This is a genomic window from Curtobacterium sp. TC1 (genome assembly GCF_019844075.1).
Classification (GTDB): domain Bacteria; phylum Actinomycetota; class Actinomycetes; order Actinomycetales; family Microbacteriaceae; genus Curtobacterium.
In genome coordinates this window covers 3,442,871-3,468,089 of record NZ_CP081964.1, presented here as the reverse complement: position 1 = coordinate 3,468,089, position 25,219 = coordinate 3,442,871, and the positions used below count along the sequence as shown (strand labels likewise).

Genomic DNA, 25,219 nt, shown 5'->3' with positions numbered 1-25,219 from the left:
GCCGGGCAGCCGGTCATCCTGTGAGTGCCCCATGTACGCTCGATGACGGATCTGCACCTCATCCGGGGGAGTGCGGACCGATCGAGGGGGACTCTCCACCATGCCGAAGAACAAGTTCATCGCGCTCGCCACCGCCGGCCTCGCGCTCACCCTGCTCGCCGGTTGCTCGACCGGGCCGTCGAAGGCCGACCAGTGCACCCAGTTCGAGAAGACGGTCAAGTCCGCCGCCGAGGGCGTGCAGTCCGAGGCCGCGAACCTGCAGTCCGACCCGGACGCCGCCGTCACGAAGCTGAAGGAGCTCGACGAGAAGATCTCCGACGGCGTCGACGACCTGTCCGACGACGACCTGCAGGACAAGGGCGAGGCGTTCGAGGCCGCCTACGGTGACCTCGTCGACCAGATCGAGGACATCGCTGACGACCCGCAGTCGGCCGACGTCTCGGCGCTCACGAAGTCCAGCACCAAGGTGCAGGACGCCGGCAACGCCTTCCAGAAGGAGTGCAACTCCTGATGCGCCGCACCCTCACCGCGGTCACCACCGCGCTCGTCGCCGTGACGCTGCTGGCGGGCTGCTCCGGCGGATCGTCCGACGACGGCGGGTCGTCCGACGACGGTGCCTCGGCGGAGACGTCGAAGACGTCCGCACCGTCGAAGACCTCGGCTGCTGCGCCCGCGCAGACGAAGGCCGAGGCATGCGCCCTGGTCGAGAACGAGCTCAAGTCGTTCATCGACGAGCAGACGTCGTCGTCGGCGCCGGCCGATCCTGCTGCCCGGGCGAAGCTCGTCGGTGAGTTCGCCGACCGGCTCGATGCCGCGCTGCCGAAGGTCACCAACGACGACGTCCACGACGCCTTCGAGGACTTCAGCGAGGACGCGGAGGGCTACGCTTCGGCGCTCACCTCCAGCGGTTCGAGCGACTCCGCCGAGGCGAAGGACGCCCAGACCGACGTGCAGTCCTCGCTGAACGAGGTCTCGGCGGTCTGCCCGAGCAACTAGTCGCCACACCAGGCCCCGACACCACGACGCCCCGCAGCTCCGACCGGAACCGCGGGGCGTCGTCGTGTCGGCGACGGCTCAGACGGCCGCCGGCTGCGACGCGTCCAGACGGGCGACGTCCTCCGGCCGCAGCTTCACGGTCGGTGCGGTCAGCGAGTTGAGGATCGACTGCGGCCGCGACGCCCCGGGGATCGGGACGACCACGTCGCTCTTCTGCAGCTCCCACGCGAGCGCGATGACCTGCGGGGTCACGCCACGGTCCCGCGCGATGTACGCGAAGTCCTCGTAGGCGGTGCCGAGATCCGCGGCGTTCGCGATGCCGCCGAGCGGGCTCCACGGCAGGAACGCGATCCCGAGCTCGTCGCAGAGCTCGAGTTCCGGCTCGCTCGACCGGAACTTCGGCGAGAACTGGTTCTGCACCGAGGCCAGCCGTCCGTCGAGGACCTCGTTCGCCGTCCGGATCTGGTCGGGGTCTGCGTTCGAGATGCCGGCCATCCGGATGACGCCCTCGTCGAGCAGCTCGCCGAGCGCGCCGATGGACTCGGCGTAGGGGACCGCGGGGTCCGGGCGGTGGAACTGGTACAGGCCGATCGCCTCGACGCCGAGGCGCTTCGCCGACGCCTTCGCCGCCTGCTTCAGGTACTCCGGGTGGCCGTTCTGCGCCCAGGCGCCTGCTTCCGGTCGCAGGTGTCCGCCCTTCGTGGCGATGAGGATCGACTCGGTGTCGCCGTGGAACTCGCGGACGGCCCGGGCGATGAGCTCCTCGTTGTGTCCCACCTCGTCGTGGGCGGCCAGGTGGTACGCGTCCGCGGTGTCGATGAGTGTGACACCGTTCTCGAGCGCGGCGTGGATGGTCGCGATGGACTGTCGTTCGTCGGGGCGCCCCTCGATCGACATGGGCATCCCGCCCAGACCGATGGCGCTGACCGACACGTCTCCGATGACTCGTTGCTTCATGCGCCCAGCATGCGCCGGGGGTGCACGGTCACGCCCAGGGTGCGTCGCACGTCCCCGGCTCAGCGCCGCGCCCAGCCCGGCGCGTGCTCCGGCAGCGGGCCGAAGGCGATGCCCCGGGCGTAGAGGCCCCGCGACGGCGGCACAAATCGGGCGAGCAGCACGGGCAGCAGCGGTGGCCCGTTCCGCAGCTGCCCCGCGAACGCCCGCTCGAAGACGACGCGGTGCAGCACGGCCTGCGCCGACTGGACGACCACGGCCGGCGGCCTCCGACGACGCTGCACCGCGGCCAGCGCAGGGCTCAGCGCCGTACCGCTCCGCCCGTGCCGGAGCGCCGGCGCCAGGATCGCGGCGGTCGCCACGGCGTCCTGCACCGCCAGGTTGATCCCCACCCCACCCGCGGGTGACATCGCGTGGGCCGCGTCGCCGATGCACAGCAGACCCGGCCGCCACCACCGCCGCAACCGGTCCATCCGGACGTCGAGCACGTGCACGTCGTCCATCGAGCCGATCGCGTCGACCCGGTCGGCGAAGTCCGGACGGAGGCGCGCCACCCGCGCCCGGAAGGCGTCGACGCCCTCGGCCCGCAGCGCCGCGTCCGAACCCTTCGGGGCGAAGTACGCGACCTGGTGGTAGTCGGGCCGCGGGAAGCTCAGCAGCACGTCCCGGTCCGAGAACGCCGGCGTCAGGGCGCTCGCGGCGTCTCCCGGATGCCGGGGCAGCCGGAACCACCAGGTGTCGAACGGCACCGGGAACGCGCGCGGCACGAAGCCCGCGGCCCGACGCAGGACCGAGTTCCGTCCGTCGCACGCGATCACGACGTCGGCGCGGAGTTCCTCGGCGTCACCACTCCCGTCGCGCCGGCGCAGGTGCACCCCGGAGACGACGCCGTTCTCCTCGATGAGCCCGGTCGCCGCGAGGCCCATCGCGATGTCGAACGGCGGTTCCTGCCGCGCAGCGGTGACGAGCAGGTCGAGCAGGTCCCACTGCGGCACCATCGCCACGTGGTCGTACGGGGGCGCGAGCCGCGAGAAGTCGCCGAGCAGCAGCCGCGACCCGTCGGGCATGGGCAGGGAGAAGTCGTCGAGCCGCGACTGCGGCAGCGCCCGGAAGCGATCGCCGAGGCCGAGCTCGTCGAGCAGCCGGATCGTCGAGGCGTGCACGGTGTCGCCCCGGAAGTCCCGGTTGAAGTCGACGTGCTGTTCGATGACGCGCACGTCGATGCCGGCCCGGGCGAGCAGCAGTCCGAGGACGACCCCGGCGGGGCCGCCACCGACCACCGCGACCGTCGTCCGCGACACCGTCACCATGCCCTGGACGCTACGCCGTGTCGGACGGGAGGCCCGGGGCCGTGTCCGCCACGGGCCTCCCGTCCGGCGCCCGGTCGCGTCTGCCCGCGCGACGCGACGCGGTGCGATGCGATGCGATGCGACAGTCTCGACGTCGTACGACATCGACGATGTCGTCGCTGCGCGCGCGCAACTGGTTGCGGTCGCAACGACCGACGAACTCGTTGTCGTACGACGTCGATCGTGTCGTTCGGAGTCGGTCCGGCAGGACCAGCGCCGTGCGCGTCGGCGCTAGGCGCTCGCGGACACCGACGACGACGCGGTCTCGCCGTCGGCCGCGTTCGCGAAGACGACCCCGCCCCACGCGATCACGCCGATCGCGAGCACGAAGCCGATCGCGGCGATCCACCACGACGACTTCCGGCGGATCCAGGCGCCGATCGCCAGCACGATCGTGGCGACCCCGATCACGAACGCACCGCCGACAGCGATGGCCGTGCCGCCGATGTAGCCGCCGGGGGTACACCCGGCCGAGGCGTCGCACGTCGCGGTCGCCGAGATGACCGCGATGATGCTGACGACAGCGGTGACGATCGTCATGACCGCCCCGAAGGCCAGCAGCAGCACGGTCGAGATCCGGTCGGCGAGCTTCGCCGGCGGGAACAGCGTGGTGCCACCGCGCTCCCAGGCCGCGCGCTGCGGGTCCTGGGGGCCGGGCGAGGACTGCGGCGGACCGCCGGGGACGTTGGACCAGGTCATGGGAGCAGTCCTACCGCGCTTCCACGCCGAACGCCTGTGCGAGCCGCTGGATCTTCTGCGCCCGACCCAGGCGCGGCAGGTCGGATCCGTCGCGGATGACCTTGCCGCGGGCCTCGAAGTCGTCGAGGAAGTCCTGCGCCCAGGCGACGTCGGTCGGCGTGGGGGAGATGACCTCGTTGATGACGGGCAGCTGCTCGGTGTCCAGGCAGAGCTTGCCGGTCAGGCCAAGCGACACCGCGACCTGGGACTGCTCGCGCAGGATCGGGTGCGACGATCCCACCGTCGGGCCGTCGATCGGGCCGGGCAGGTCACCGACGCGCGAGGCGACGACGAGCTTCGACCGCGGGTACGCCATCGCCAGGGTGTCGGCGCTCGTGCCGGTGTCGCGGCGGTAGTCGCCGGAGCCGAACGCCAGCCGGAACGCGCCCTGCGCCCGCGCGATCGAGACGGACTCCTCGATGCCGAGCGCCGACTCGACCAGTGCGATCACCGGGGTCTGACCGCCGAGCCGGTGCCACGTGTCGGTGACCTGGGCCGGGGACTCGGTCTTCGCGAGCATCACGCCCTGCAGCCCGGGCAGGCCACGGAGCTCCTCGACGTCGTCGGCCCAGAAGTCGGTCGTGACGTCGTTGATCCGCACCCAGGCCTCGCCGCCACCGGCCAGCCACGCGGCCACGCCCTGCCGCGCCGAGGGCTTGGCGGCGGGGTCGACGGCGTCCTCGATGTCCAGGATGATCTGGTCGGCGCGGGACCGCTGGGACTTCTCGAACCGGTCGGTCGCGGTACCGGAGACGAGCAGCCACGAGCGGGAGATCTCGGCGGGGACCGATCGACGCCGGTTCGGCGTGGGGGCGGACGGGGTGATGCGGTCGTCGATGGCCATGCCCCGTTGGTACCACATCGGACGTGCCGGACGGCCGATCGGAGGTCTGTCGCGTCGGATCGGACGCCTGACGCCGTGTACCGGAAACCCCGAAACCTCGGTTCATTGCCAGAGAGGGCGCGCGTTCCCGCCTACAGTGTCGGATGTGTGGCGAGCGGACAGGGTGACCGACGGTGAGGACGACGTGAACGACGACGTCCCCGTCGAGGGTGCCCACGAGCGCCCCGACGACGAGCGAGACGACCGCGGTCAGCGCGACCACCGCGACGAGCGAGACGACCGAGACGAGCAGCAGGACGTGGACCAGGACCGGACCGACGACGAACCGGACCGCACGCTCCGCCCGGAACTGCAGCTGACCAGCCCGCAGGCGATCAGCCTCGGCGACCCCCGGCTGCAGGCGGGCAACGCGGCCGAACCGACGTGGGACGGCTGGCGCGGCCAGCTCACCGGCGTCGGCGGAACGAGCCCGCTCACCCACTTCAGCGACCACCCCCGCTCCCGCATCGAGCTGTCGACGACGCACCCGGGCGGCCTCGCCCAGTTCATCACCGGCAAGACCACCCTGCTGTCCAGCCTGATCCGCGACGAGGTGGCGCTCCGTGCGGCCCGCGTCGCCGCCGGCCAGGTCGAGGCGAAGGGCACCGAGCTCGCGACGGTGCGCGGCATCGACGCCGTGAAGCTCGGCATCGGCATGGCCGACTGGAAGCACGGCGACGAGCAGTTCCGCGGCCCGGTGCTGCTGCGCCCGCTGGCGATCCGCCGCCATGGCCGTGACTTCGAGGTCCGGCTCCTCGGCGAACCCGTGCTCAACCCGGGTCTCGCCGACGCCCTGCACGAACAGTTCGGCGTCATCCTCGACGCGCAGTCCTTCGTGGCGCTCGCGCAGCAGGACGGCTCGTTCACGCCGAACCCCGTCATCGACCGACTGCGCGGCCTGACCGCGCACATCCCCGGCTTCTCGGTGCACGCCCGGCTCGTGGTCTCCACGTTCGCCGAGGTCGCGACCGGCATGGTCGAGGACACCGGCGACCTGTCCCACCCGGTGCTCGACGCCCTCGCCGGCAACCCGAGCGCCAAGTGGCAGGTCGAGCAGTCGTACCACCCGGTCGAGCAGACCCCGTCGGACGAGCGCAGCCCGGAGACCGACACCCTGCTGCTCGACGCCGACGACGAGCAGGAGAACGTGATCGCGCAGATCGCGGCCGGCAACTCCATCGTCGTGAAGACCCTGCCCGGCACCGGCGGCACCCAGACGATCGTGAACGCCCTGGGTGGCCTGGTCGCCGCGAACAAGCGCGTCCTCGTGGTGAGCCCGCGCCGAGCGACCCTGCGGGGTATCGCCGCGCGCTTCGGCGAGGTCCAGCTGCCCGGCGTCGCGGTCACACCGTCGACCCTGCGCCGCGACGTCGTCCGTGCCATCGCGCGGAACGAGAAGGCCGCACGTCCGAACCTCCGCGAGGTCGACGACGCCCTGGTCCGGCTCCGCAAGGTCCTGAAGGACTACCGCGGTTCGCTCACCCGCAAGGACGCCGACTTCGGCGTCTCGGTGCTCGACTGCCTGGTCGAGCTCTCGAGGCTGTCGCTCCTGCCGGTCCCACCGTCGACGACCGCGCGCCTGTCGAAGCAGTCCGTGGCGTCCATGGTCGAGGGGCGCTCGCGTGTCGCCGAGACGATGGTCAGCGCGGCCAACCTCGGTGAGTTCCGTTACGGCCCCGACGACTCGCCCTGGTACGGCGCGAAGTTCTCCACCAGCGACGGCGCCCAGCGCGCGCACCGCATCGCGAAGGACCTCGACTCCGACGGTCTGCCGACGCTGCTCCGCCGGGCGCACGACCTCGTCGCCACGACGCACATGCGCCAGTTCACGACGATCAACGAGCTCGGTATCTACCTGCGCCTGCTCACCGAGATCCGTGACACCCTCGACCGCTTCCTGCCGGTGGTCTTCGACCGCTCGGTGTCGGAGCTCGTCGCCGCCACGGCCCCGCGTGGCGAGGGCGCCCCGATGTCGTCGACGAACCGTCGTCGCCTGAAGAAGCTCGCTCGCGAGTACGTCCGACCCGGCGTGCACGTCTCCGACCTGCACGAGGCCCTGACCCGGGTGCAGCAGCAGCGCGTGCTCTGGCAGCGCTACGTCGCCGCCGGCGTGAACCCCGAGGTGCCCACGGGCATCGCGGACGTGCAGGTGCTGTTCTCGAACGTCGCCGAGGACCTCGCGCGCCTCGACGAGCCGCTCGGCCGGACCGAGCGCGACCGTCAGCTCGCGAACACCCCGGTCGACCAGCTCGTCCCCACGATCGCCGAGCTCGCGGCCGAGTCCGACGTCCTGCACAACCTGCAGGAGCGCACCGAGCTCATGCAGACCCTGCGCGACCTGCAGCTCGAGCCGCTCATCACCGACCTGGCGAACCGGCACGTGCCGGACCTGCAGGTGCCGGCCGAGCTCGAGCTCGCCTGGTGGCAGTCCGCGCTCGAGACCATGCTCGAGTCCGACCGGGCGCTGCTCGGCGCGAACACCGACATGCTCGACCGGGTCGAGGCCGACTTCCGCCTCGTCGATGACGCCCACGCGGCCGGGGTCTCCCAGGGCCTCGCGTGGCAGCTCGCCGAGAACTGGAAGGTCGGACTCGTCGACTGGCCGGAAGAGGCCACGGCGCTGAAGACCCAGCTGCGCGAGGGTGCGATCACCTCGCGGCTGCTCCAGGACTCCGCGCCGCACCTGTCCCGGTCGATCGCGCCCGTGTGGCTCGCGAGCCCGTACGAGGTGTCGCAGATCGCCGACACGATGCCGTTCGACACCGTGATCCTGGTCGACGCCGGAGCCGTGACGATCGCCGAGACCGTCGGAGCCGTCCGCCGTGCGCGCCAGACCGTCGTCTTCGGTGACCCGGTCACGCAGACGCCGTCGCCGTTCCGCATCGCCGTCGACCCCGAGCACCGTGCGCTGCAGGTCGACGAGGGCACCCTCGACGCCTTCCACGCCGACTCCGCCCTGGCGAAGCTCTCCACCCTGCTGCCGACCCTGTCGCTCTCGCGGTCGTACCGTGCCGGCGGCGAGGACCTGGCAGAGCTCGTGAACCGTCGCTTCTACGGCGGCAAGATCGAGTCGCTCCCGTGGGCCGGGTCGTTCCTCGGGCACGGCTCGATCGCGCTCGACTACGTCAGCGACGGCAAGGCCGTGCCGGACCCCGAGTCCGGCGCCGTCGAGAGCGTCGACGCCGAGGTGGACCGCGTGGTCCGCCTCGTCATCGACCACGCCCGCACCCGCCCGTCCGAGTCGCTCATGGTCATCACCGCCTCGGCGAAGCACGCCGTGCGCGTCGAGCAAGCCGTGCTGACCGCGGCGCAGGGGCACAAGGACCTGACCGAGTTCGTCATCGGCGACCGCGCCGAGCCGTTCATCGTGGCGACGCTCGAGCAGTCGGTCGCGCAGAGCCGCGACCGCGTCGTGTTCTCGATCGGCTACGGCCGCACCCCGCACGGCCGCGTCCTGCGCGACTTCGGTCCGCTCGGCAAGCCCGGCGGCGAGCGGTTGCTCGCGGTCGCGATGACCCGTGCGCGCCGCTCGATGGTGATCGTGACGTGCTTCCAGCCGTCCGACATCGAGGCCGAGCGCATGGGCCACGGCACCGTCGCCCTCGCCGAGATCCTGGCCGAGGTGCGTGCGCGCACCACCGCCGAGTACGTACCGGACGACTCCGACCCGCTGCTCGTGGACCTGGCCCGTCGCCTCGAGATGCGCGGCATCCCGGTCGCGCTCGGACACCGCGGCAAGCTCGGCCTGGTGGCGGCGCACGGCGGGGTCTGCGTCACGATCGAGACCGACGCGTCGCTCGTCAAGGGGTCGCTGCGTGAGTCCCTGCGCCTGCGCCCCGAGGTCCTGCGCCGACTCGGCTGGCACTACGTCCGCGTGCACGCGTTCCAGCTGTTCTCCGACCCGGACCGCGTCGCGAACACCGTCGCCGCCGTGCTCGGGGTCGACCGTGGTGCCACGCAGGAGATCTCGATCCCCCCGATCCCCGCACGCCGATGACCGACCGGCCGAGTCGGCGGGCCTCCCGGCCCGCCGGTCCGGTGACGCCGGAGACGGACCAGCTGGTGGGCACGTGGACGCGAGCCGACGACGCGTCGTCAGCCGCGCCTCCCGGTCCAGCAGCGTCTCCAGAACGCGACACGGACGACCTGTCGGGAGGCCCGGTGCGGCGCCCCAGACGCGTCACCACCCAGCCGGTGCCGGGCTACGACCCGGCACCGCCGCCGGAACCGGCGCGACACCGCGACGGTGAGAACGACGACCAGCTCCGGCGCGACGTCCCGCCCCACTGGTAGCAGGTAGCCTGGCCTGCGATGACTGACACCGTACGGCGGCGCCCCGACTGGCAGACCTGGCCGAACCTGATCTCGCTGGTCCGGCTGCTGCTGATCCCGGTGTTCGTGTGGCTCGTCGTCGCCGGACACCCGGGCTGGGCGCTCGTCGTCCTCGTCGTCATCGGGGTGAGTGACTGGGCGGACGGCTTCATCGCTCGCAAGTTCGACCAGGGCTCGAAGCTCGGCAAGGCGATCGACCCCGTCGCCGACCGCCTCGCCATCATCGCGATCGTGCTGTCGCTCGTGCTGACCGGACTGCTGCCGTGGTGGGTCGTCGCCGTCGTCGTGCTCGTCGACCTGGTGCTCGTCGTGCTGTCGAGCGTGCTGTTCCGCGGCAACCCGGACCTCGACGTCACGTGGACGGGCAAGATCCGTTCCGCACTGCTCTTCGTGGGCCTGCCGGTGCTGCTCTTCTCGGCCGTGCACGCCGTCGACGAGAACGCGCCGTGGGTGCGGGTCGTCGCCCTGGTCTTCGTGTACCTCGGCACCGTGGGCCACGTGCTCGCCGGCATCCAGTACGCCGTCGCGATGTTCGCGAAGCGCCGCCGCGTCACCGCCTGACGCGAGCCCCCTGCCGCACCTCGACGCCGGCTGCGGCCGGTAGCGCACGATCGCGCCCCCGAACGGGCATCGCGCCCCGAAGAGTCGGGGCGCGATGGCCGTGGAGGGGCGCGATCGCGGCGCCGTCGGTGGGATGCCCCCTGCTAGAGCTTCGTCGAGCCGCCGATGCCGGGGCCCTCGGGCGCGGTGCTCGGAGCGACGTGCGCACCTGAACCCGTGCTCGTCGGCTCGCCGTTCTGGGAGCGGAGCAGGTCGCGGATCTCGAGCAGCACCTCGACGTCGGTCGGGGGCACGTCCTGCGGGGTCTGCTGCTCGTCGTTCTTGACGCGCTCGAAGGCCACCTTCTTCAGGTGGTTGACCGGTACGACGAGGGCGAAGTAGACGACCGCGGCGACGATGACGAAGTTGAGCACCGCACCGATGATCGCGCCGAAGAGGATCTTCGCATCGCCACCGGAGACCGTCGGGATCTCGACGATGAGCGCCTTGTCGAGACTCGACGCGTTGAAGACGGCACCGATGAGCGGGTTGATCAGTGCGTTGACGATCGTCGTGACGATCGCGGTGAACGCAGCACCGATGACGACTGCGACGGCCAGGTCGATGACGTTGCCGCGGAGCAGGAACTCCTTGAAGCCCTTCACGGGACTCCTTCCGGTCGAGGACAGTCGCCGGACGGCGACCCCATCAACCTATCGGCGAGGAGTGCTCGTGGTCAGGAGGCGCTGGGCTTCGGCGTGCTCGGCTTCGACTCGGTCTTGGCCGGGGTGGCCTTCGTCTCCGACTTCGCCGGCGTGCTCGACGAGCCCTCGGACTTCGGCGCCGGGCGCGAGTCGGTGCGGTAGAAGCCACCGCCGTTGAAGGTCACGCCGACGGGGGAGAACACCTTGCGCAGGACACCGCCGCACACCGGGCACTCGGTCAGGGTGGCGTCGGAGAACGACTGCTTGATGTCGAACGCGTTGTCGCACTCGGTGCAACGGTACGAGTAGGTGGGCACGTCAGCTCCGGAACGTGATGATGCGCGACGGCGTGATGATGCCGTCAACGGGTTCGTCGTGGGGTTCGCGCGGGACCTCGTCGAGGTACTCCGCGTCGAAGATCACAGCATAGACGGGCGGGCGCTTCGCCATGGACCCGAGGGTCTTGTCGTAGTAGCCGCGACCCCATCCCATCCGGACGCCGTCGTGCCCGACCGCCGCCGCGGGGGCGAGGATCGCGTCGACGTCGTTGATGGCGAGCGGGGACAGGACCTCGCCGACGACTTCCGGCATGCCGAAGATGCCCTCCGTCTCGCTCTCCCCGTCGCCGACCGCCCAGTCGAGCAGGCCGTCCTCACGCGTCACCGGCAGGAGCACGCGGATGTCGTGCGCGAACGCCCAGTTCAGGAACGGGCGGACGTTGGGTTCGTCCGACGCCGACAGGTACAGCGCCAGTGAGGTGACCTGGCGCTCCTCGGCGAAGCGCTGCAGGGTGGCGGTGAGCGCCGCGCTGTCCGCGTCGCGTTCCGTCGTGGTCCGGGTGCGCCGCCGCTGCCGGAGTTCGGCTCGCAGGGCGCGCTTCTCGTTCCCGAGATCGGCGATCATGCGCAGGAGTCTACCGAGGGCACCCGTTGCGGCTTCCCGCCGGGAAACGCGCTGATGCCGTGTCCCCTGTAGCGATGACATGCCCCGGAAACCCGGATCGGATACGGTCTGGGGCATGGGCTTCCAGATTTCCAAGGCGGTGATCCCAGCGGCAGGGCTGGGCACTCGCTTCCTCCCCGCGACCAAGGCGATGCCGAAGGAGATGCTCCCCGTCGTCGACAAGCCAGCCATCCAGTACGTGGTGGAAGAGGCCGTCGACGCAGGACTCACCGACGTCCTGATGATCACGGGCCGCAACAAGAACGCACTCGAGAACCACTTCGACCACGTGTCGGAGCTCGAGGAGACCCTCAAGAAGAAGGGTGACCACGAGAAGCTGCAGAAGGTCAACCAGTCGACGGACCTCGCCGACATGCACTACGTGCGTCAGGGCGACCCGCTCGGCCTCGGCCACGCGGTGCTCCGCGCGAAGATGCACGTCGGCCGCGAGCCGTTCGCCGTGCTGCTCGGCGACGACATCATCGACGCCCGCGACCCGCTGCTCAAGCGCATGATCGAGGTCCAGGGTGAGAAGAACGCCACGATCGTGGCGCTGCTCGAGGTCCCCGAGTCGCAGACCCACCTGTACGGCATCGCCACGGTCGAGCCGACCGACACCGACGACGTCGTGAAGATCACCGGGCTCGTCGAGAAGCCCCCGCAGGGCGAGGCGCCCTCGAACCTGGCCATCATCGGCCGCTACGTCATCCGCCCCGAGGTCTTCGACGTCCTCGAGAAGCAGGAGCCCGGCAAGGGCGGCGAGATCCAGCTCACCGACGCGCTCATGAAGATGGCGAGCGCCGAGGAGTGGACCGGCGGCGTGTACGGCGTCGTGTTCCGTGGACGCCGGTACGACACCGGTGACAAACTCGACTACATCAAGGCGATCGTGCAGCTCGCCTCGGACCGCGATGACCTCGGCCCCGACCTCAAGTCGTGGCTGAAGGAGTTCAACGCGGGCGAATGAGTCGGCCATCCCGCCCGGGCCCGTGCACACGGACCCGGGCGGGACACCCCGTCCCGCACAGCGGCGGGATCCCGGAGGAACCAAGCGATGACGACGATCCCGACCCTGTCCCACGGGCGGGTCACCATCCGGCCCCTCCGGCTCCGTGACACCCGCGACCTCGACCTCGCACTCGCGTCGAACCGATCGTGGCTCCGCACCTGGGAGGCCACGAACCCCTCAGGACACGTCTCCACCGACGTCCGCGGCAGCATCCGCGCGCTCCAGGCCAACGCCCGCGCGGGACTCGGACTGCCGTTCGCGATGGAGCTCGACGGCCGGTTCGTCGGGCAGCTGAACGTCTCCGGCATCACCTACGGGTCGCTGGCCAGTGCCTCGATCGGCTACTGGGTCGTCGAGGACGCCGCCGGACACAACGTCACCCCGATCTCGGTCGCCCTCGCCGTCGACCACTGCTTCCGCGCGGTCGGGGTGCACCGCATCGAGATCTGCATCCGGCCCGAGAACGCCCCGTCGCTCCGCGTCGTCGAGAAGCTCGGGTTCCGGTACGAAGGGCTGCGCCGCCGGTACATCCACATCAACGGCGACTGGCGCGACCACTTCTGCTTCGCGCTCGTCGCCGAAGAGGTCCGTGAGGGCGTCCTCGAGCGGTGGGTCCGTGGACAGGTGCCACCCGGCCTCGGTGCCGTGCCGCTCGCGGCCCGCGACGAAGCGGCGCTGCCGATCACCACCACGCCGCGTCTCTGACAGGAGGCCCGTGGCACGTCCCACGGATTCCGCCGCGACACGCGCAACACGCGTTCCGCAATCACGCGACGGGGATACCCCCGCCCCTACCGTGTTCGCATGGCAGGAATCGGCTCGTGGGGTGGCGGCATCGTCCTGCTCGTCGCGGCCGTCCTCTGGCTCGTCTACCTGATGCCGTCGTGGGCCGCCCGACGCCAGTACCTGGCCACCGAACGCAACGCGATCCGGCTGCAGCAGACCCTGCGGATCCTGGCGCAGACCGCCGAACTCCCCGACGAGGTCCGTGTCGAGATGAACGCGAAGTCCCTGGCCGAGGCGCAGCGTGTCGCCCGGTCCGAAGAAGCCAAACGCACCGCCATCGTCCGCGCCCATGAAGCCGCGCGTCAGCGGGAGATCACCCGCCGCCTCGCCGAGCAGGCCCCGGTCCTCGAGCGTGCGTCGTCGGTGCCCGCACTGACCGCGATGCGCATGCGCCGCTCCCGCCTCGGAGCCACCCTGTTCGGCACGCTCGGCGTCGTCGTCGCGCTCGTCGTCTTCGTCGCGGCACCCGCCCTGTGGCTCGTCGGTGTCGCGGGACTCCTCGCCGCGGGTGGGTCCGCAGCCGTCCTCGCCCAGCTGCACCAGGTGGCGACGGCGCGGAAGACCCGTGTCGCAGCGGCCGAGGCGGGCGCGACCCGTGCCTCCCGGCCCACGACCACGTGGACGGACCCGGCGCCGCCGCTGACCACCGAGCAGTCCGCAGAACCCACGCAGGACCGCAGCTGGACCCCGAGCCGGGTGCCGAAGCCGCTGTACGTGGAGCGTCCGACCGTACCCGCGGCCACGCCGGAGTCGTCCGCCGAACTCGCTGCGCGACTCAAGGAGCGCGTCGCCGAGGCCAAGGCCGAGGCGGACGCCGAAGCCGCAGCGATCCGTGCGGGGGAGTCCGATCCGTCGCTCGCCACCGTGTCCCGGATGCGTCCGGAGCTCGAAGAGGCGGCGGCGTCGCTGTCCGCGCACGACCAGGGGCGTCTCGCCGAGCGGCTGGGACTGCGGGCGCCGGCTGCTCCTGCCGGTGCGCCCGCTGCTCCTGCCCCCGCTTCTGCCGACGAGCCCGCCGCCCCGCCGAGCAAGTGGGCTGGCATGGGGGTCTTGGACGACGACGCGTACCAGCAGGCCGACCTCGACGCGATCATGCGGCGGCGTCGCGCGGTTTGAGTCGCGGCTCGCCCGACTGGCCACGATTTCGGTTCGGCCGAACGGTGGTGCTAGTGTGGTCGAGCACTTGGGGCTATGGCGCAGTTGGTAGCGCGTCTCGTTCGCAATGAGAAGGTCAGGGGTTCGAATCCCCTTAGCTCCACCAAGGCAATGCCGAAACGGCCCGGAACCAACAGGTTCCGGGCCGTTCTGCGTTCGGCGTGTTCCACAGGCTCGCGTCACTGTGTCGTCATGCACAGTTCGCGGACAGGGGTGGTGTGTTGCTGAGCGCATCGTCCTAGACTCCCGGTGCGCCAAGGGGGCGCGGGGAACGGGGGAACACGTGCGCTTCAGGACTGCCATCGCATCGATCGGGACGGTGCTCGCCGTCACTGCTGGGCTGCTCGTGGTCGCCCCGGTGGCGCCGGCCTCGGCCGCAGCGCCGACCACCGGGCGGTTCACGCCCGTGGCGCCGGCGCGAGCCTGGTCCGGTACCGCGACGAGCAAGCTGACGACCGTCACGCTCGGCGGTCGGAACGGCATCCCGTCGAACGCGACGGCGGTCGTGCTGACCGCGACCGTGACCTCGCCGAGTGCGGCCGCCTACGTGAGCGTCGCCCCGTTCGGCAGCACCGCGAGCCCCGCCATCCAGAACTTCGCCAGGGCGCAACCGATCTCGGGCACCACCACGGTCGGACTCACCAGCGGCAAGGCCCAGGTGAAGGTCTCGGCCGGCAAGGCGACCGTCGCGCTCGACGTCGCCGGCTGGTACGGCACCAGCGCCACCGGATCGACGTACACGCCGCTCGCGCCGACGAACGTGCTGAACGGCACCGTGACCACGGGCGCGAAGCGCATCGTCGTCGCGGGCAAGGCGGGCGTGCCGTCGAACGCCACCGCCGTCGTGCTGCAGGCAGACGTGTCCCGTCCCGCGACGAGCGGCCGACTGCGCCTCACCCCGTCCGGCAACAACGCCGGCGTCGTCTCGCTCATGTACTCCAAGGGCACCACCGTCGCGAACACGACGACGGTCCGGCTGTCCGGCGGTGCCGTGCAGGCCAAGGTCTCCTCCGGGTCCGCGCGCGTGCTCGCCGACGTCGTCGGGTACTACGCGCCGAACGCCAACGGGTCGGTGTTCGTGTCGGCGCACCCGGTCCGCGCCGCGACCGTCGCCGCGGGCACCACCGCGACGAAGGTCACCGTCGCCGGCACCGCAGGCGTCCCGCGCAACGCGACCGCGGCCGTCATCAACGCCAAGGTCGGCGGCGGCAGCGTCGGGGGATCGCTCCGCGTCGTCGGTGCGGGGCTCGCCTCGAGCGTGCCGACGCAGGTCTACGCCAAGGGGCAGACGATCGGCAACGCGCTCATCGCGCCGCTGGCGTCCGGTGGGCAGGTGCAGGCGAAGGTGTCCGCGGGCAGGGCCACCGTGTACGTCGACGTCGTGGGGTACTTCCTCAACGGCAACAGCGGGTCGGGGACGGGCGTGGACGTCTCGTACCCGCAGTGCGGCAAGAGCGTGCCGACCGACCAGTCCTTCGGCATCGTCGGGGTGAACTCGAGCCTCGGCAACACCACCAACCCGTGCCTGCAGCAGCAGCTGTCCTGGGCTGCATCGTCCGCCGGCGGTACCGCACAGCCGAAGACGCAGGTCTACGCGCTGTTCGCCAACCCCGGGGCAGGCGCAGCGTCGGTGTGGCCGACGTCGAACGTCTACCCGGCCGGGCACTCCGTGACCCGCAACACCTACGGCACCTGCGCGGCGGTGAACGGCAAGCCGGCGACCACCCGCGCGTGCTCGTTCATGTACGGGTACGCCCGCGCCTACGACGACGCGGCCAGCCGGGGGATCACGAACCCCGGGCAGTACCGCTGGTGGCTCGACGTCGAGACGGGCCTGTCCCACCTGAGCGACACGACGCAGAACCTCGCGGCGCTCGAGGGGATGCTCGCCGGGCTGCAGGACGCCGGCGTCACCCAGGTCGGTGTCTACTCCACGGCGTACCAGTTCCGGACCATCGTCGGCACGGTCCCCGCGACGAGCACGCTGCGCAAGAACACCCTGCCGAGCTGGATCGCGATCGGTGACGGCCGTCTCGACCAGGCGCAGGCAGCATGCTCCGGTGCGCGGCTCCTCGGCGGCCCGATCGCGATGACCCAGTACAAGACGCCGTTCGGCTCGACCGAGATCGACCGCAACTGGTCCTGCTCCTGACGAGCCCGCACGCGGTCCGCGACGATCCACGAGTCGATCACCGCGTGTCGTGTCCGAGAACGCGTACAAGGACCCGCGGCCACCGCGTGCCGCGGGTCAGCGACGCGACCGCGTCAGCTCGCGAAGCTGTCCGTCAGGACACCCGCCTGCGCGAAGGACGTGTGGATCGCGTTCGCGGCCTGCTCGAACGCACGGTTGCCGCGCGAGATCCCGAGCGCACCGCCCTTGATCGCGGACTTGCCGGAGCCGCGCAGCAGCCGTGCGACGGTGCGGCCGTCCGGCGTGACCATGATCTGCACGTCGAGGCGAGTGTGGAACGTGCGGTCGTTCGCCAGGCCACCGATGAGCAGCGTGAGGCCCAGGCTGCCGCGGGTGGCTCGGAGCGCGCCCTGCTCGGCGTCCTCCACCGTGTAGCCCTCGTTGGCGAGTGCCGAGCGGACCTGGCCGCGAGCGGTCTCGGGGTCGGTGGCGACGAAGAAGTCGTGACTCTCGGGCATGGTCTGCTGATCCTCTCGAAGGCGTCCGTGCGGACACGGAGGACGCTCGCCCCCCGATGACGATCATGCCGTGCCGGAACGTCAGGTGTGTCGCTTACGCTGGCTGTGTCATGACTGCCTCGATGAACCGTCGCGCCCTCCTGTCCCTCGCCGGCGTCGCCGGGATCGGGTTCGCGGTCGCCGCGTGCTCGTCCGGCAGCGACGATGCCGGCAAGAAGAACGGCAGCAGCGGCAAGAACGACAACGCCGAGGACGGCAACGCCGGCAAGAACACGACCGCCCCGAAGCCCGTCGCGAAGTCCCTGACCCCGGCGCAGGTCCCGCTCGCCGGCGGCATCACGGTCACCGTCGCGGGGACCGGTCTCGCCGCGGTCAAGGGCGTCACCGTCGGTGGGGTCGCCGCGCGCGACGTCACGGCGACGCCGTCGAAGGTCGCCTTCACGGCCCCGCACCAGGCGATGTACACCGCTGGTGACGCCGACGTCGCGCTCTTCACCGAGTCGATCGAGCCGAGCCCGTCGGCCAACCAGTCGTCGGACGGCAACGGCAGTGCCGCGAACGACGGGCAGACCGGTGCGACGCAGGACTCGGCCACGGCGACGCCCGCACCCACGGCAGCCCCGGTACCCGACGCGTCCACGGCTGTCGCGACGGCGTCGGTGGCCTACGCCGCGCTGACCGACGTCGACCGGCAGCTCCAGTACGCGATGGCGCACTGGAAGGACTACAACCTGTCCGAGTACGGCACCATGAACCCGATCGGTGGCGACTGCGCGAACTACGTCAGCCAGACGCTCATCGCCCGCGGCTGGGAGCAGCGCTCCGACTGGTACAACCGCGCAGCCGGTGCCGAGCACAGCGCCACGTGGACGTACTGCCCGACGATGGACCCGTGGCTCGAGACGAACGCCGCGGAGTTCGGGCTGACCCGGCGCTCCTCGGACGAGCGCGACAAGGTCAAGGTCGGCGACATCGTCTTCTACGACTGGAACGCGAACGGGTCGCCGGACCACACCACCATCGTGTCCGAGGTCTTCACCGAGTCCGACGGCACGATCCGCATCAAGTCGGCGAGCCACAACCAGGACGGCCCCTACCGCGACCTCGACGAGATGATCACGGTGCAGCACCCGGGCGGGACCGCCTGGTTCCACACGTTCGACGCGTAGCCCGAGGGCCCCGCGCCGCGTTCACGAACACCCCGAGCATCTCAGGAACACCCCGAGCAGCTCAGGGGTACCCGAGGAACCAGAGCAGCACGATGGCGATCGGCTGCAGGCACGCCCCGACCACGAGCCACGTCACCGCTCGTCGCCGCGTCCGCACGAACACGTCCGACCCGAGCAACGGCGCCATCGGCATGAGCAGCCGCGGCAACGACTGCTGCGGCAGGAACACCGCCACCAGGTAGAGCCCGTACGACGCCGTGAACGCGAGCACGTCGGTGCCCAGGGCCCGGGTGCTCCTGCGTGAGAAGAACCACACCGCGCCGGCGAGCACCACGACGACGAGCACGATGCCGAGCGGCCCGAGCCAGGTCGAGGCCATCGTGAACCACGGCGTCAGCGGGGCGAAGTGTCGTCGCCCGACGAACCCCACCCACCACGACAGCTCGGTGTCCAGGTAGGCGTTCGGCCGTCCGGTCACGGCCGAGGCGATCACCGGCCACGCGAGGCCCGCCGCCGCGACGACGAGTCCGGAGACCACGATCGCGATGCGGTCACGCCAGGGGAACACCTCGACGGGTCGCGCGGACCGCCGGGACTCCACCCACCGCACGACGAGGTGCACGGCCAGCGCCACCGCGAGCGCGAGGACTCCGGGTTTCGTGAACGCCGCGACGACCCCGAGCGGCGCGATCAGCCAGTACCGCCGGCGCACCAGGGCCAGCAGCGCCCCGAACAGCAGCACGAGCAGCAGGCTCTCGGCGTACGCGACCTGCAGCAGGAACCCGGTCGGCGCGAACGCGAAGAGCGCGGTGGCCCAGCGGGCCCGGTGCGAGCAGCCCACCGCGAGCACGAGCCGGTACAGCAGCACGCAGGCGCCGGCGCCGGCGATGGTCGCCACGAGCACGCCGGCGACCCAGAACGACGCCCCGGTGATGGTCATCACGACCCGGACGACCGCGGGGAACACGGGCAGGAACGCCCAGGCGTTCGGCAGGACGTGGCCGGCGTCGTCGAGGGGGAGCGCGGCCGGGTACCCGTGCTCCGCGATGGTCCGGTAGAACGAGGCGTCCCACGATCCGGAGAACGTGAAGAACGACGGGTCCTTCCGGTACGACGCGAACGTCCAGTCGTTCGCGGTCGCCAGCACGAACACCGTGGCGAGCAGCAGCGTGCTCACCACCCGTGATGCCGCCCAGATCAGCAGGGGCACGGTCCACGCACTGCGGGGCCCGGTCAGCAGGCTGCGCACCCCCGACCGGGAGGCCCGGCTCGTCTCCGCCACGCTCGTCACCCGCCCGATCCTCCCAGACCAGGGCCCGGGCCCGCTCCGGCGGGTGGCCGCGCGCCGGGCCGCACGCCGACCTGCGTGCACCGTGAGCAGCAATGGTCGGGTCCGTCTGCCGGACCCGACCATTCCTGCTCACGAAGTGCGGGCCTCCCGGCTAGCGACCGGTGACCGCGCGACGGATCTGCTCGATCGGCACCTTCGGGGAGCGGTCGGCGTTGAGCAGACCGTTGGTCTCCTGCATGGTGTCGGTCAGCTGCGTGTAGCAGGAGCCGGCCAGGAACGAGCTCGCTCGGATCGCGTCGTACAGCGCCGTGATGCGGGTGACCCAGTCGTCGCCGTCACTGGCCGACGTGTAGCCCCAGCCGTCCTCGCGCTGGACGCCCGGCTGGTAGTTCACGCCGCCGAACTCGGTGAGCATGACGGGCTGGCCTTGGTCCTCGGCGCCCCCGACGAGGATGCGGCGATCCGCTGGGCCGATGCCTCCGAGGAGCCGAGTCCGTGCGGTGTCGTCCGCGTAGGTCGCCGCGAGCCGCGGCCCGTCGCCCTCGTAGTCGTGGACCGTGACGATGTCGGAGTTGGTGTGCTCCCACCCGTCGTTCGAGATCACCGGACGCGTCGGGTCGATCGCCCGCGTGACGTCGGCCAGGGACCGGGCGTAGGCCTGCTGCGCCGGGTCGGTGGCGATGTGCTGCACGCCCCAGCTCTCGTTCGCCGGCACCCACGTGACGATCGACGGGTGCGAGGTGTCGCGCTCGACGGCGTCCATCCACTCGCGCATCAGGCGCTGGACGGCCCGTGGCGAGAAGGCGTAGGCACCGGGGGCCTCGCCCCAGACCAGGATGCCGAGCCGGTCCGCCCAGTACAGGAACCGGGGGTCCTCGATCTTCTGGTGGTTCCGGGCGGCGTTGAATCCGAGCTCCTTGATGAGCTCGACCTCGCGGCGCAGTGCCTCGCGGGACGGTGCGGCGATGTGCGAGTCCGGCCAGTAGCCCTGGTTCAGCACGCTGCGGACGTCGTGGCTGCGGCCGTTCAGCAGGAAGGTACCGCCGTCGACGCCGACGGTGCGGAGCCCGAAGTAGGACGCGACCGAGTCGATCGGCGTCGTACCGGCACGGGGGAGCAGCGAGACCGTGGCGTCGACCAGGCGCGGGGCGTCCGGGGTCCAGTGCAGTTCGTCCTCGGCCTGCCCGTTCGTCTGCCGCGAGATCGGCACGACCACGTCGAACTCGTCCGAGGTGTCGCCGAGCGTGGACTCGACGGTGGCGAGGTGCTCGTCGCGCTCGTCCCACCGGGCGACGACGCGCAGGCGCTCGCCGCCGGTGCGGCCGCCAGCGATTCGAACCGTCAGGCGGACGGTGGCGTGGTCGACGTTCGTCCAGCGCAGGGACTCGATCGAGGCGGTCGGCACGGCCTCGAGCCAGACCGTCTGCCAGATGCCCGTGGTGCGGCGGTACCAGATGGCGTGCGGGTCCTCGTGCCAGTCCTGCTTGCCGCGGGGCTGGGTCAGGTCGTGCGGGTCGTCCTCGGCACGGACGACCAGGGTGTGGACGGCGTCGGCGTCGGTGGCGAGGGCGTCGGTCACGTCGAACGAGAACGGCGTGTGCCCGCCCTCGTGCTCGCCGATGAACTGGCCGTCGATCCAGACGCGGGCGCGGTAGTCGACGGCGCCGAAGTGCAGGACGAGTCGGGGTGCGGCGGTGCCGTGACCGGCGGCCTCGAGGTCGGCGCGGGTGATCGCACGGGAGTACCAGACCACCGGGTGGAAGCCGGGCTCGTCGATGCCCGAGGCCGCGGACTCGGGCGGGAACGGCACGACGATGTCGCGGGCGTCGGGGAACCCGGTCCTCCAGGCGGAGTCGTCGCCGTCGTTCCGGAAGGACCACGTGCCGTCGAGGTCGGCCCAGGCGGCGCGGAGCATCTGCGGCCGGGGGTACGTGCCGTCCTGCCGCGAGGCGAGGGGGAGTGCGGGAGCGGATGCGGTGTCAGGTGCGGCCACGGTGCCGTCGAGCGTGCTCATGGCTCCATGCTCCCGCTCCGGTACATCGTTGTAAAGAGCGTCGCGACGATTGCCGCCCGGAGGAACCGGTGGGTGCCCGGGGCGGCGTCAGGCGATCGCGGCGTCGCGCGTCAGGACCATCACGTCCATGCGTCCCTGCTGCACGACGTCGCCGCGCTGGTTCCGCAGCGAGACCGTCCGCTCGACGATGCCGGTCGTCCCGGAGCTCGTCAGGCGTGTCGACAGGATCTCGACCTCGCAGGTCACGGTGTCCCCGATGAACACCGGTTCGGTGAACCGCCACTGGTCGATCCCGAGCAGTGCGACGGCCGACCCCTCGAACACCCCGGTCCGTGCGATCAGCCCCAGGCAGAGCGAGGTGCCGAGCAGCCCGTGCACGATCCGCTGCCCGTACCGGGTCTTGCCGGCGAACTCCACGTCGGTGTGCACCTGGTTGTTGTCGTTCGTCCACGAGGCGAAGGACACGACGTCCGCCTCGGTGATCGTGCGACCCGGGGTCGTGAAGGTCTGTCCGGCGGCGAGGTCCTCGAGGTAGTGGGGCACGCCTGCGATTCTCGCAGAGCAGCCCGCCGAGCAGCCCGCCGAGCAGCGCGCCGAGCAGCGCGACGAGCCTCACGCCCGGCCGCGCTCACAGTCGGGCGAGCACCTTCCGCGAACGTCGCAGCCCCCGCTCGAGCACGGCGTGCTCGGCCGTCGCCAGCGCCCCGTACCCGAAGGTGTCGGCGCCGTCCCGAGCAGCGGGACCGGACAGCCGACGGTAGGCGGCTGCCGCGTGGGCGGCGTCGAGGGCCTCGCCGAGGGTCTCCTGCACCCGCCGCAGCCGACCGAGCCGCCGCTTCCCCAGGTCGGCGACGTCACCGGCTGCCTGCAGCGCGTACCGCAGGCGCCGTGCCGCCTTCCGGATCTCGTGCAGGGCGTCGAGGTCGTCCGATCCGCCGTCGATCAGGCGCCGGACCCGGGCGCGCTCGCGGTCGACGCGCTTCGCGACGAAGGAGGCAGCGTCGTCCTGGGCGTGCGGTCCGGCCGGGGCGCGGAGCAGGATCTGGTCCAGCGCATCGAGCGCGCGGAACCAGTCGTCGGAACGCAGGACCTGGCGGAGTTCCGCTGCGGCCGCGCTCCGGAGTGCCGCCGCACGCTCGCCGATCCGGTCCAGCGTCGGCGCGTCGACGAACCCGTCGGGAGCCCGTGCTGCCGACCGGAACAGCCCGCCGTGCAGGACCTCGGCGTCGCGGGCGGCACCGGCAACCCGTCCGACCTGGGCGAGGGCCGCCCGCAGCGCTTCGGTCGCGTCGCGGTCGAGCGCTCCGCGGTACGCCGCGAGCACGCTCCGCAGCCGACGGACCACCTTCCGGAAGTCGTGCATGGACTCGTGGCCGTCGGCACGGACCCGCGGGTCGACCGCGACGAGGTCGGCGCGCAGCGACTCGAGCACCCGCAGCACGAATGCCGCGGCGGTGCCCGAACGTGGTCGCTTCGCCCGGTTGCCGCGCCGCTCCGGAGCGAGCACGGGAGTCGGCGGGACCGCGACCGCCGCGGTCGACGGTGGCTCGGTGGCCGCGTCGTCCAGAGCCCGCTCCGCCGCCCGTGCGGTGGCGCCGTCCCGCCCGTCGTCCGACAGCGCCCACCACCGCGCGGACCGCAGCACGGTGGTGTCCGGGTCGCCTTCGTCCACCCGGACGTCGGCGATCTCGGCCCGGACCCGACCATCCTTCCCCCGCAGGGTGACGAGGGTCGTCGTGGTGTCCCGGAGGCGGACCGTCCCCACCGCTCGCCCACGCAGGAACACCTCGACCGCATCGCGCGGGGGCTGCTCGTCGTCGGGGAAGTCGAGGTCCGGGCCCAGCGGCTCTGGACCCTTGCCGCGGTCGAGGCTCCACGAACCGTCGTGGGCACGGGTGAGCGTCACCCCTTCGCCCGCGAGCACGCGCTCCTCGGTGTCCCAGAGGGTCTCGCGGAGCGCCACGGCCTCGTGCCGTTCGACGGCCGACGCGAGGGGCTCGAGCGCGGGCAGTCGGCGGTCGTCGGGGATCCGCCAGCTCCGGCGGGGATCGGTGCGGGCGGTGTCGGGGGCGGGGTGCTGGCTCGGCATGTCCGCAAGTGTCGTCCGCCGGCGCCCGTGCGGTCCGAGCGCGGGCGCGTTCTGTGGACGGGTGGCCCAGAACCGCGAGCTGTGCAGGGATGAGGAACGGACTCGGCACCTCGCCAGCACTCGGCGCGTACGGTCCGCTGCATGAGCGACGGAGCCCGCCACCCCAGCGACACCGCACCCGACACCCGCGACACCGCACCCGACACCCGCGACACCGCACCCGACACCCGCGACACCGCACCCGACACCCGCGACACCGCACCCCCGAGCCACACCGCAGCACCCCCGAGCCACACCGCCCCCAGCGACCACGACCTCGAGTCCTGGATCGCCGACCGCCGGTGGTACGCCTCGAAGGGGTCCGTGCCGCGCCTCCGCACCCTCTCCACCGCCGACGGCACCCGACTCGTCCTCGACGAAGCCCCCGCAGCACCTGCGGCTCCGGTCCTCTACCAGTCACCCGTGACCAGCGGCCCCGACGGCACCATCGCCGACGCCACCGCCGACCACGCGTGGATCACGGCGCTCGCCGCACGCATCGACGCCGACCCGCAGAGCCTGCGCCCCATCGGCCGGGTCACCGGTGCGCGCGTCCTGACCGGCGAGCAGTCCAACACCTCGGTCATCTGCGACACCGAGTCCGGCGCCCGGGTCATCATCAAGGTGTTCCGCGTCCTGCACCACGGCGACAACCCCGACGTCACGACGCAGCTCGCGTTGTCCGCCGCCGGCAGTGCACGCGTCCCCCTGGTCTACGGCGCGTTGCGGAGCAGCTGGCCCGACGTCGGGCAGGGCAGCGGCACGGCGACCGGCCACCTCGCGTTCGCGCAGGAGTTCCTCCCGGGCCTCGAGGACGCCTGGCGCGTGGCGCTCGAGGAAGCACACGCCGGCACACCCTTCGGTGACCGGGCCGAGCAGCTCGGTGCGGCGCTGGCCGACGTCCACCGCACCCTCGCCGAGGCGCTGCCGTCCGAACCCGCCGACGAGGCCCGACGAGACGCAGCGGTCGCGACGATGCACGAGCGGCTCGACACGGCCGCGCGCGAGGCCCCGGCCGTCGCCGAGCACGCGGACGCGATCCGAGCGGTCTACGCCCGCGCCACGGCGACGCCTTGGCCGGACCTGCAGCGCATCCACGGCGACCTGCACCTCGGCCAGGTGCTCGCCGCCCCCGAGCCGCGCGGCTGGGTCTTCCTCGACTTCGAGGGGGAGCCGCTCCGTCCCCTGGCCGAACGTTCGTTGCCGGACGTCACCCTCCGTGACGTCGCCGGCATGCTCCGGTCGTTCGACTACGTCGCCGGAGCGTTGGCGCACGACGCGGATCCGGTCGACGCCGCAGCGTGGGCGGACGAGGCCCGGGTGCGCTTCCTCGACGGCTACCAGCGGGGGACCGGCGCGGACCTCAGCGCCCACCGCGAGCTGCTCGACGCGTTCGAGCTCGACAAGGCCGTCTACGAGGTCGTCTACGAGACCCGGAACCGACCCGACTGGGTCGGCATACCGCTCGCGGCCGTCACGCGCCTGGTGGGCCGCGGCGCGTCCTGACCCACGCGCCCCGAGACGGACGGGAGGCCCGTGGCGATCCCGCCACGGGCCTCCCGTCCGACGCCCTGACGAAC

22 protein-coding genes and 1 tRNA gene are annotated in these 25,219 nt (G+C 71.8%); 11 read left to right on the top strand and 12 right to left on the bottom strand.

Going from position 1 to position 25,219, the window contains the following annotated elements; translation table 11 throughout:
* Positions 1-100 precede the first annotated feature (100 nt).
* Together KZI27_RS17590 and KZI27_RS17585 are read left to right on the top strand one after the other, a co-directional pair.
* Positions 101-511, top strand: coding sequence for a hypothetical protein (locus KZI27_RS17590; RefSeq protein WP_222658625.1), 411 nt, complete (start codon positions 101-103; stop codon positions 509-511).
* Positions 511-996 (top strand): hypothetical protein, encoded by a 486-nt coding sequence (locus KZI27_RS17585; protein ID WP_222658624.1) that lies wholly within the window; start codon positions 511-513, stop codon positions 994-996. Before KZI27_RS17590 ends, KZI27_RS17585 begins: the two co-directional genes overlap by 1 nt.
* Positions 997-1,074: 78 nt before the next feature.
* Here KZI27_RS17585 and KZI27_RS17580 read toward each other — a convergent pair whose 3' ends face one another.
* The 4 genes from KZI27_RS17580 to KZI27_RS17565 all read right to left on the bottom strand — a co-directional run bounded on the left by KZI27_RS17580 (position 1,075) and on the right by KZI27_RS17565 (position 4,881).
* A complete protein-coding gene (locus KZI27_RS17580) occupies positions 1,075-1,953 on the bottom strand; it encodes an aldo/keto reductase (protein WP_222658623.1) in 879 nt (292 codons plus the stop codon).
* Positions 1,954-2,012: 59 nt separating this feature from the next.
* Positions 2,013-3,260: an FAD-dependent oxidoreductase gene (locus KZI27_RS17575; RefSeq protein WP_222658622.1), complete on the bottom strand. Its 1,248-nt coding sequence runs from the start codon at positions 3,258-3,260 to the stop codon at positions 2,013-2,015.
* A gap of 270 nt (positions 3,261-3,530) precedes the next feature.
* Positions 3,531-3,998 (bottom strand): DUF6264 family protein, encoded by a 468-nt coding sequence (locus KZI27_RS17570; RefSeq protein WP_410004012.1) that lies wholly within the window; start codon positions 3,996-3,998, stop codon positions 3,531-3,533.
* A gap of 10 nt (positions 3,999-4,008) precedes the next feature.
* A complete protein-coding gene (locus KZI27_RS17565; RefSeq protein WP_222658621.1) occupies positions 4,009-4,881 on the bottom strand; it encodes an HpcH/HpaI aldolase/citrate lyase family protein in 873 nt (290 codons plus the stop codon).
* A gap of 163 nt (positions 4,882-5,044) precedes the next feature.
* Between KZI27_RS17565 and KZI27_RS17560 the strand changes: the two genes are divergently transcribed.
* The gene (locus KZI27_RS17560) at positions 5,045-8,917 is read left to right on the top strand and encodes an AAA family ATPase (RefSeq protein ID WP_222658620.1); all 3,873 of its coding nucleotides are present in this window, start codon (positions 5,045-5,047) and stop codon (positions 8,915-8,917) included.
* A gap of 314 nt (positions 8,918-9,231) precedes the next feature.
* A complete protein-coding gene (locus tag KZI27_RS17555; RefSeq protein WP_222658619.1) occupies positions 9,232-9,813 on the top strand; it encodes a CDP-alcohol phosphatidyltransferase family protein in 582 nt (193 codons plus the stop codon).
* A 143-nt stretch (positions 9,814-9,956) separates the two neighbouring features.
* On the opposite strand, the gene mscL is transcribed toward KZI27_RS17555, so the two are convergent.
* The 3 genes from mscL to KZI27_RS17540 all read right to left on the bottom strand — a co-directional run bounded on the left by mscL (position 9,957) and on the right by KZI27_RS17540 (position 11,399).
* Positions 9,957-10,457 carry a large conductance mechanosensitive channel protein MscL gene (gene mscL, locus KZI27_RS17550; RefSeq protein WP_222658618.1) on the bottom strand — a complete coding sequence of 167 codons (501 nt, stop codon included), beginning with the start codon at positions 10,455-10,457 and terminating at the stop codon, positions 9,957-9,959.
* A gap of 71 nt (positions 10,458-10,528) precedes the next feature.
* The gene (locus KZI27_RS17545; RefSeq protein WP_123312113.1) at positions 10,529-10,813 is read right to left on the bottom strand and encodes an FmdB family zinc ribbon protein; all 285 of its coding nucleotides are present in this window, start codon (positions 10,811-10,813) and stop codon (positions 10,529-10,531) included.
* A gap of 1 nt (position 10,814) precedes the next feature.
* Positions 10,815-11,399, bottom strand: coding sequence for a 5-formyltetrahydrofolate cyclo-ligase (locus tag KZI27_RS17540; protein ID WP_111086298.1), 585 nt, complete (start codon positions 11,397-11,399; stop codon positions 10,815-10,817).
* Positions 11,400-11,514: 115 nt separating this feature from the next.
* Here KZI27_RS17540 and galU point away from each other — a divergent pair, with 115 nt between their 5' ends.
* The 5 genes from galU (at position 11,515) to KZI27_RS17515 (ending at position 16,540) form a co-directional block, all read left to right on the top strand.
* The gene (gene galU / locus KZI27_RS17535; RefSeq protein ID WP_222658617.1) at positions 11,515-12,405 is read left to right on the top strand and encodes a UTP--glucose-1-phosphate uridylyltransferase GalU; all 891 of its coding nucleotides are present in this window, start codon (positions 11,515-11,517) and stop codon (positions 12,403-12,405) included.
* A gap of 87 nt (positions 12,406-12,492) precedes the next feature.
* The gene (locus KZI27_RS17530; protein ID WP_111086296.1) at positions 12,493-13,152 is read left to right on the top strand and encodes a GNAT family N-acetyltransferase; all 660 of its coding nucleotides are present in this window, start codon (positions 12,493-12,495) and stop codon (positions 13,150-13,152) included.
* 99 nt (positions 13,153-13,251) lie between these two features.
* A complete protein-coding gene (locus KZI27_RS17525; protein WP_222658616.1) occupies positions 13,252-14,349 on the top strand; it encodes a hypothetical protein in 1,098 nt (365 codons plus the stop codon).
* 69 nt (positions 14,350-14,418) lie between these two features.
* A tRNA-Ala gene (locus tag KZI27_RS17520) sits at positions 14,419-14,494 on the top strand.
* A gap of 177 nt (positions 14,495-14,671) precedes the next feature.
* Entirely contained in the window at positions 14,672-16,540 is a 1,869-nt protein-coding gene (locus KZI27_RS17515; RefSeq protein WP_222658615.1) for a hypothetical protein, read from the top strand.
* 113 nt (positions 16,541-16,653) lie between these two features.
* Here KZI27_RS17515 and KZI27_RS17510 read toward each other — a convergent pair whose 3' ends face one another.
* Positions 16,654-17,037: a hypothetical protein gene (locus KZI27_RS17510; protein WP_222658614.1), complete on the bottom strand. Its 384-nt coding sequence runs from the start codon at positions 17,035-17,037 to the stop codon at positions 16,654-16,656.
* A 110-nt stretch (positions 17,038-17,147) separates the two neighbouring features.
* On the opposite strand from KZI27_RS17510, the gene KZI27_RS17505 reads away from it, so the two are divergent.
* Positions 17,148-18,206, top strand: coding sequence for an amidase domain-containing protein (locus KZI27_RS17505; RefSeq protein WP_222658613.1), 1,059 nt, complete (start codon positions 17,148-17,150; stop codon positions 18,204-18,206).
* 61 nt (positions 18,207-18,267) lie between these two features.
* Here the strand turns inward: KZI27_RS17505 and KZI27_RS17500 are convergent, their stop codons facing one another.
* From KZI27_RS17500 to KZI27_RS17485, 4 genes are all read right to left on the bottom strand, one after another.
* Entirely contained in the window at positions 18,268-19,497 is a 1,230-nt protein-coding gene (locus KZI27_RS17500; protein WP_222658612.1) for a hypothetical protein, read from the bottom strand.
* Between the two features lie 151 nt (positions 19,498-19,648).
* Positions 19,649-21,511, bottom strand: a complete 1,863-nt coding sequence (locus tag KZI27_RS17495) for a glycoside hydrolase family 2 TIM barrel-domain containing protein (protein ID WP_222658611.1) — start codon at positions 21,509-21,511, stop codon at positions 19,649-19,651.
* A gap of 87 nt (positions 21,512-21,598) precedes the next feature.
* Positions 21,599-22,054 carry a MaoC/PaaZ C-terminal domain-containing protein gene (locus KZI27_RS17490; RefSeq protein WP_222658610.1) on the bottom strand — a complete coding sequence of 152 codons (456 nt, stop codon included), beginning with the start codon at positions 22,052-22,054 and terminating at the stop codon, positions 21,599-21,601.
* A gap of 85 nt (positions 22,055-22,139) precedes the next feature.
* Positions 22,140-23,600: a CHAD domain-containing protein gene (locus tag KZI27_RS17485; protein WP_222658609.1), complete on the bottom strand. Its 1,461-nt coding sequence runs from the start codon at positions 23,598-23,600 to the stop codon at positions 22,140-22,142.
* Positions 23,601-23,741: 141 nt separating this feature from the next.
* Between KZI27_RS17485 and KZI27_RS17480 the strand changes: the two genes are divergently transcribed.
* Positions 23,742-25,145, top strand: coding sequence for a phosphotransferase (locus tag KZI27_RS17480; RefSeq protein ID WP_222658608.1), 1,404 nt, complete (start codon positions 23,742-23,744; stop codon positions 25,143-25,145).
* Positions 25,146-25,219: the final 74 nt, after the last annotated feature.

Excerpts from the sequence above, each read along its gene's own strand:
- KZI27_RS17590 (WP_222658625.1), top strand. The coding sequence starts at position 101 with ATGCCGAAGAACAAGTTCATCGCGCTCGCCACCGCCGGCCTCGCGCTC.
- KZI27_RS17585 (WP_222658624.1), top strand. The coding sequence starts at position 511 with ATGCGCCGCACCCTCACCGCGGTCACCACCGCGCTCGTCGCCGTGACG.
- KZI27_RS17580 (WP_222658623.1), bottom strand. The coding sequence starts at position 1,953 with ATGAAGCAACGAGTCATCGGAGACGTGTCGGTCAGCGCCATCGGTCTG.
- KZI27_RS17575 (WP_222658622.1), bottom strand. The coding sequence starts at position 3,260 with ATGGTGACGGTGTCGCGGACGACGGTCGCGGTGGTCGGTGGCGGCCCC.
- KZI27_RS17570 (WP_410004012.1), bottom strand. The coding sequence starts at position 3,998 with ATGACCTGGTCCAACGTCCCCGGCGGTCCGCCGCAGTCCTCGCCCGGC.
- KZI27_RS17565 (WP_222658621.1), bottom strand. The coding sequence starts at position 4,881 with ATGGCCATCGACGACCGCATCACCCCGTCCGCCCCCACGCCGAACCGG.
- KZI27_RS17555 (WP_222658619.1), top strand. The coding sequence starts at position 9,232 with ATGACTGACACCGTACGGCGGCGCCCCGACTGGCAGACCTGGCCGAAC.
- KZI27_RS17540 (WP_111086298.1), bottom strand. The coding sequence starts at position 11,399 with ATGATCGCCGATCTCGGGAACGAGAAGCGCGCCCTGCGAGCCGAACTC.
- galU (WP_222658617.1), top strand. The coding sequence starts at position 11,515 with ATGGGCTTCCAGATTTCCAAGGCGGTGATCCCAGCGGCAGGGCTGGGC.
- KZI27_RS17530 (WP_111086296.1), top strand. The coding sequence starts at position 12,493 with ATGACGACGATCCCGACCCTGTCCCACGGGCGGGTCACCATCCGGCCC.
- KZI27_RS17525 (WP_222658616.1), top strand. The coding sequence starts at position 13,252 with ATGGCAGGAATCGGCTCGTGGGGTGGCGGCATCGTCCTGCTCGTCGCG.
- KZI27_RS17510 (WP_222658614.1), bottom strand. The coding sequence starts at position 17,037 with ATGCCCGAGAGTCACGACTTCTTCGTCGCCACCGACCCCGAGACCGCT.
- KZI27_RS17505 (WP_222658613.1), top strand. The coding sequence starts at position 17,148 with ATGACTGCCTCGATGAACCGTCGCGCCCTCCTGTCCCTCGCCGGCGTC.
- KZI27_RS17495 (WP_222658611.1), bottom strand. The coding sequence starts at position 21,511 with ATGAGCACGCTCGACGGCACCGTGGCCGCACCTGACACCGCATCCGCT.
- KZI27_RS17485 (WP_222658609.1), bottom strand. The coding sequence starts at position 23,600 with ATGCCGAGCCAGCACCCCGCCCCCGACACCGCCCGCACCGATCCCCGC.
- KZI27_RS17480 (WP_222658608.1), top strand. The coding sequence starts at position 23,742 with ATGAGCGACGGAGCCCGCCACCCCAGCGACACCGCACCCGACACCCGC.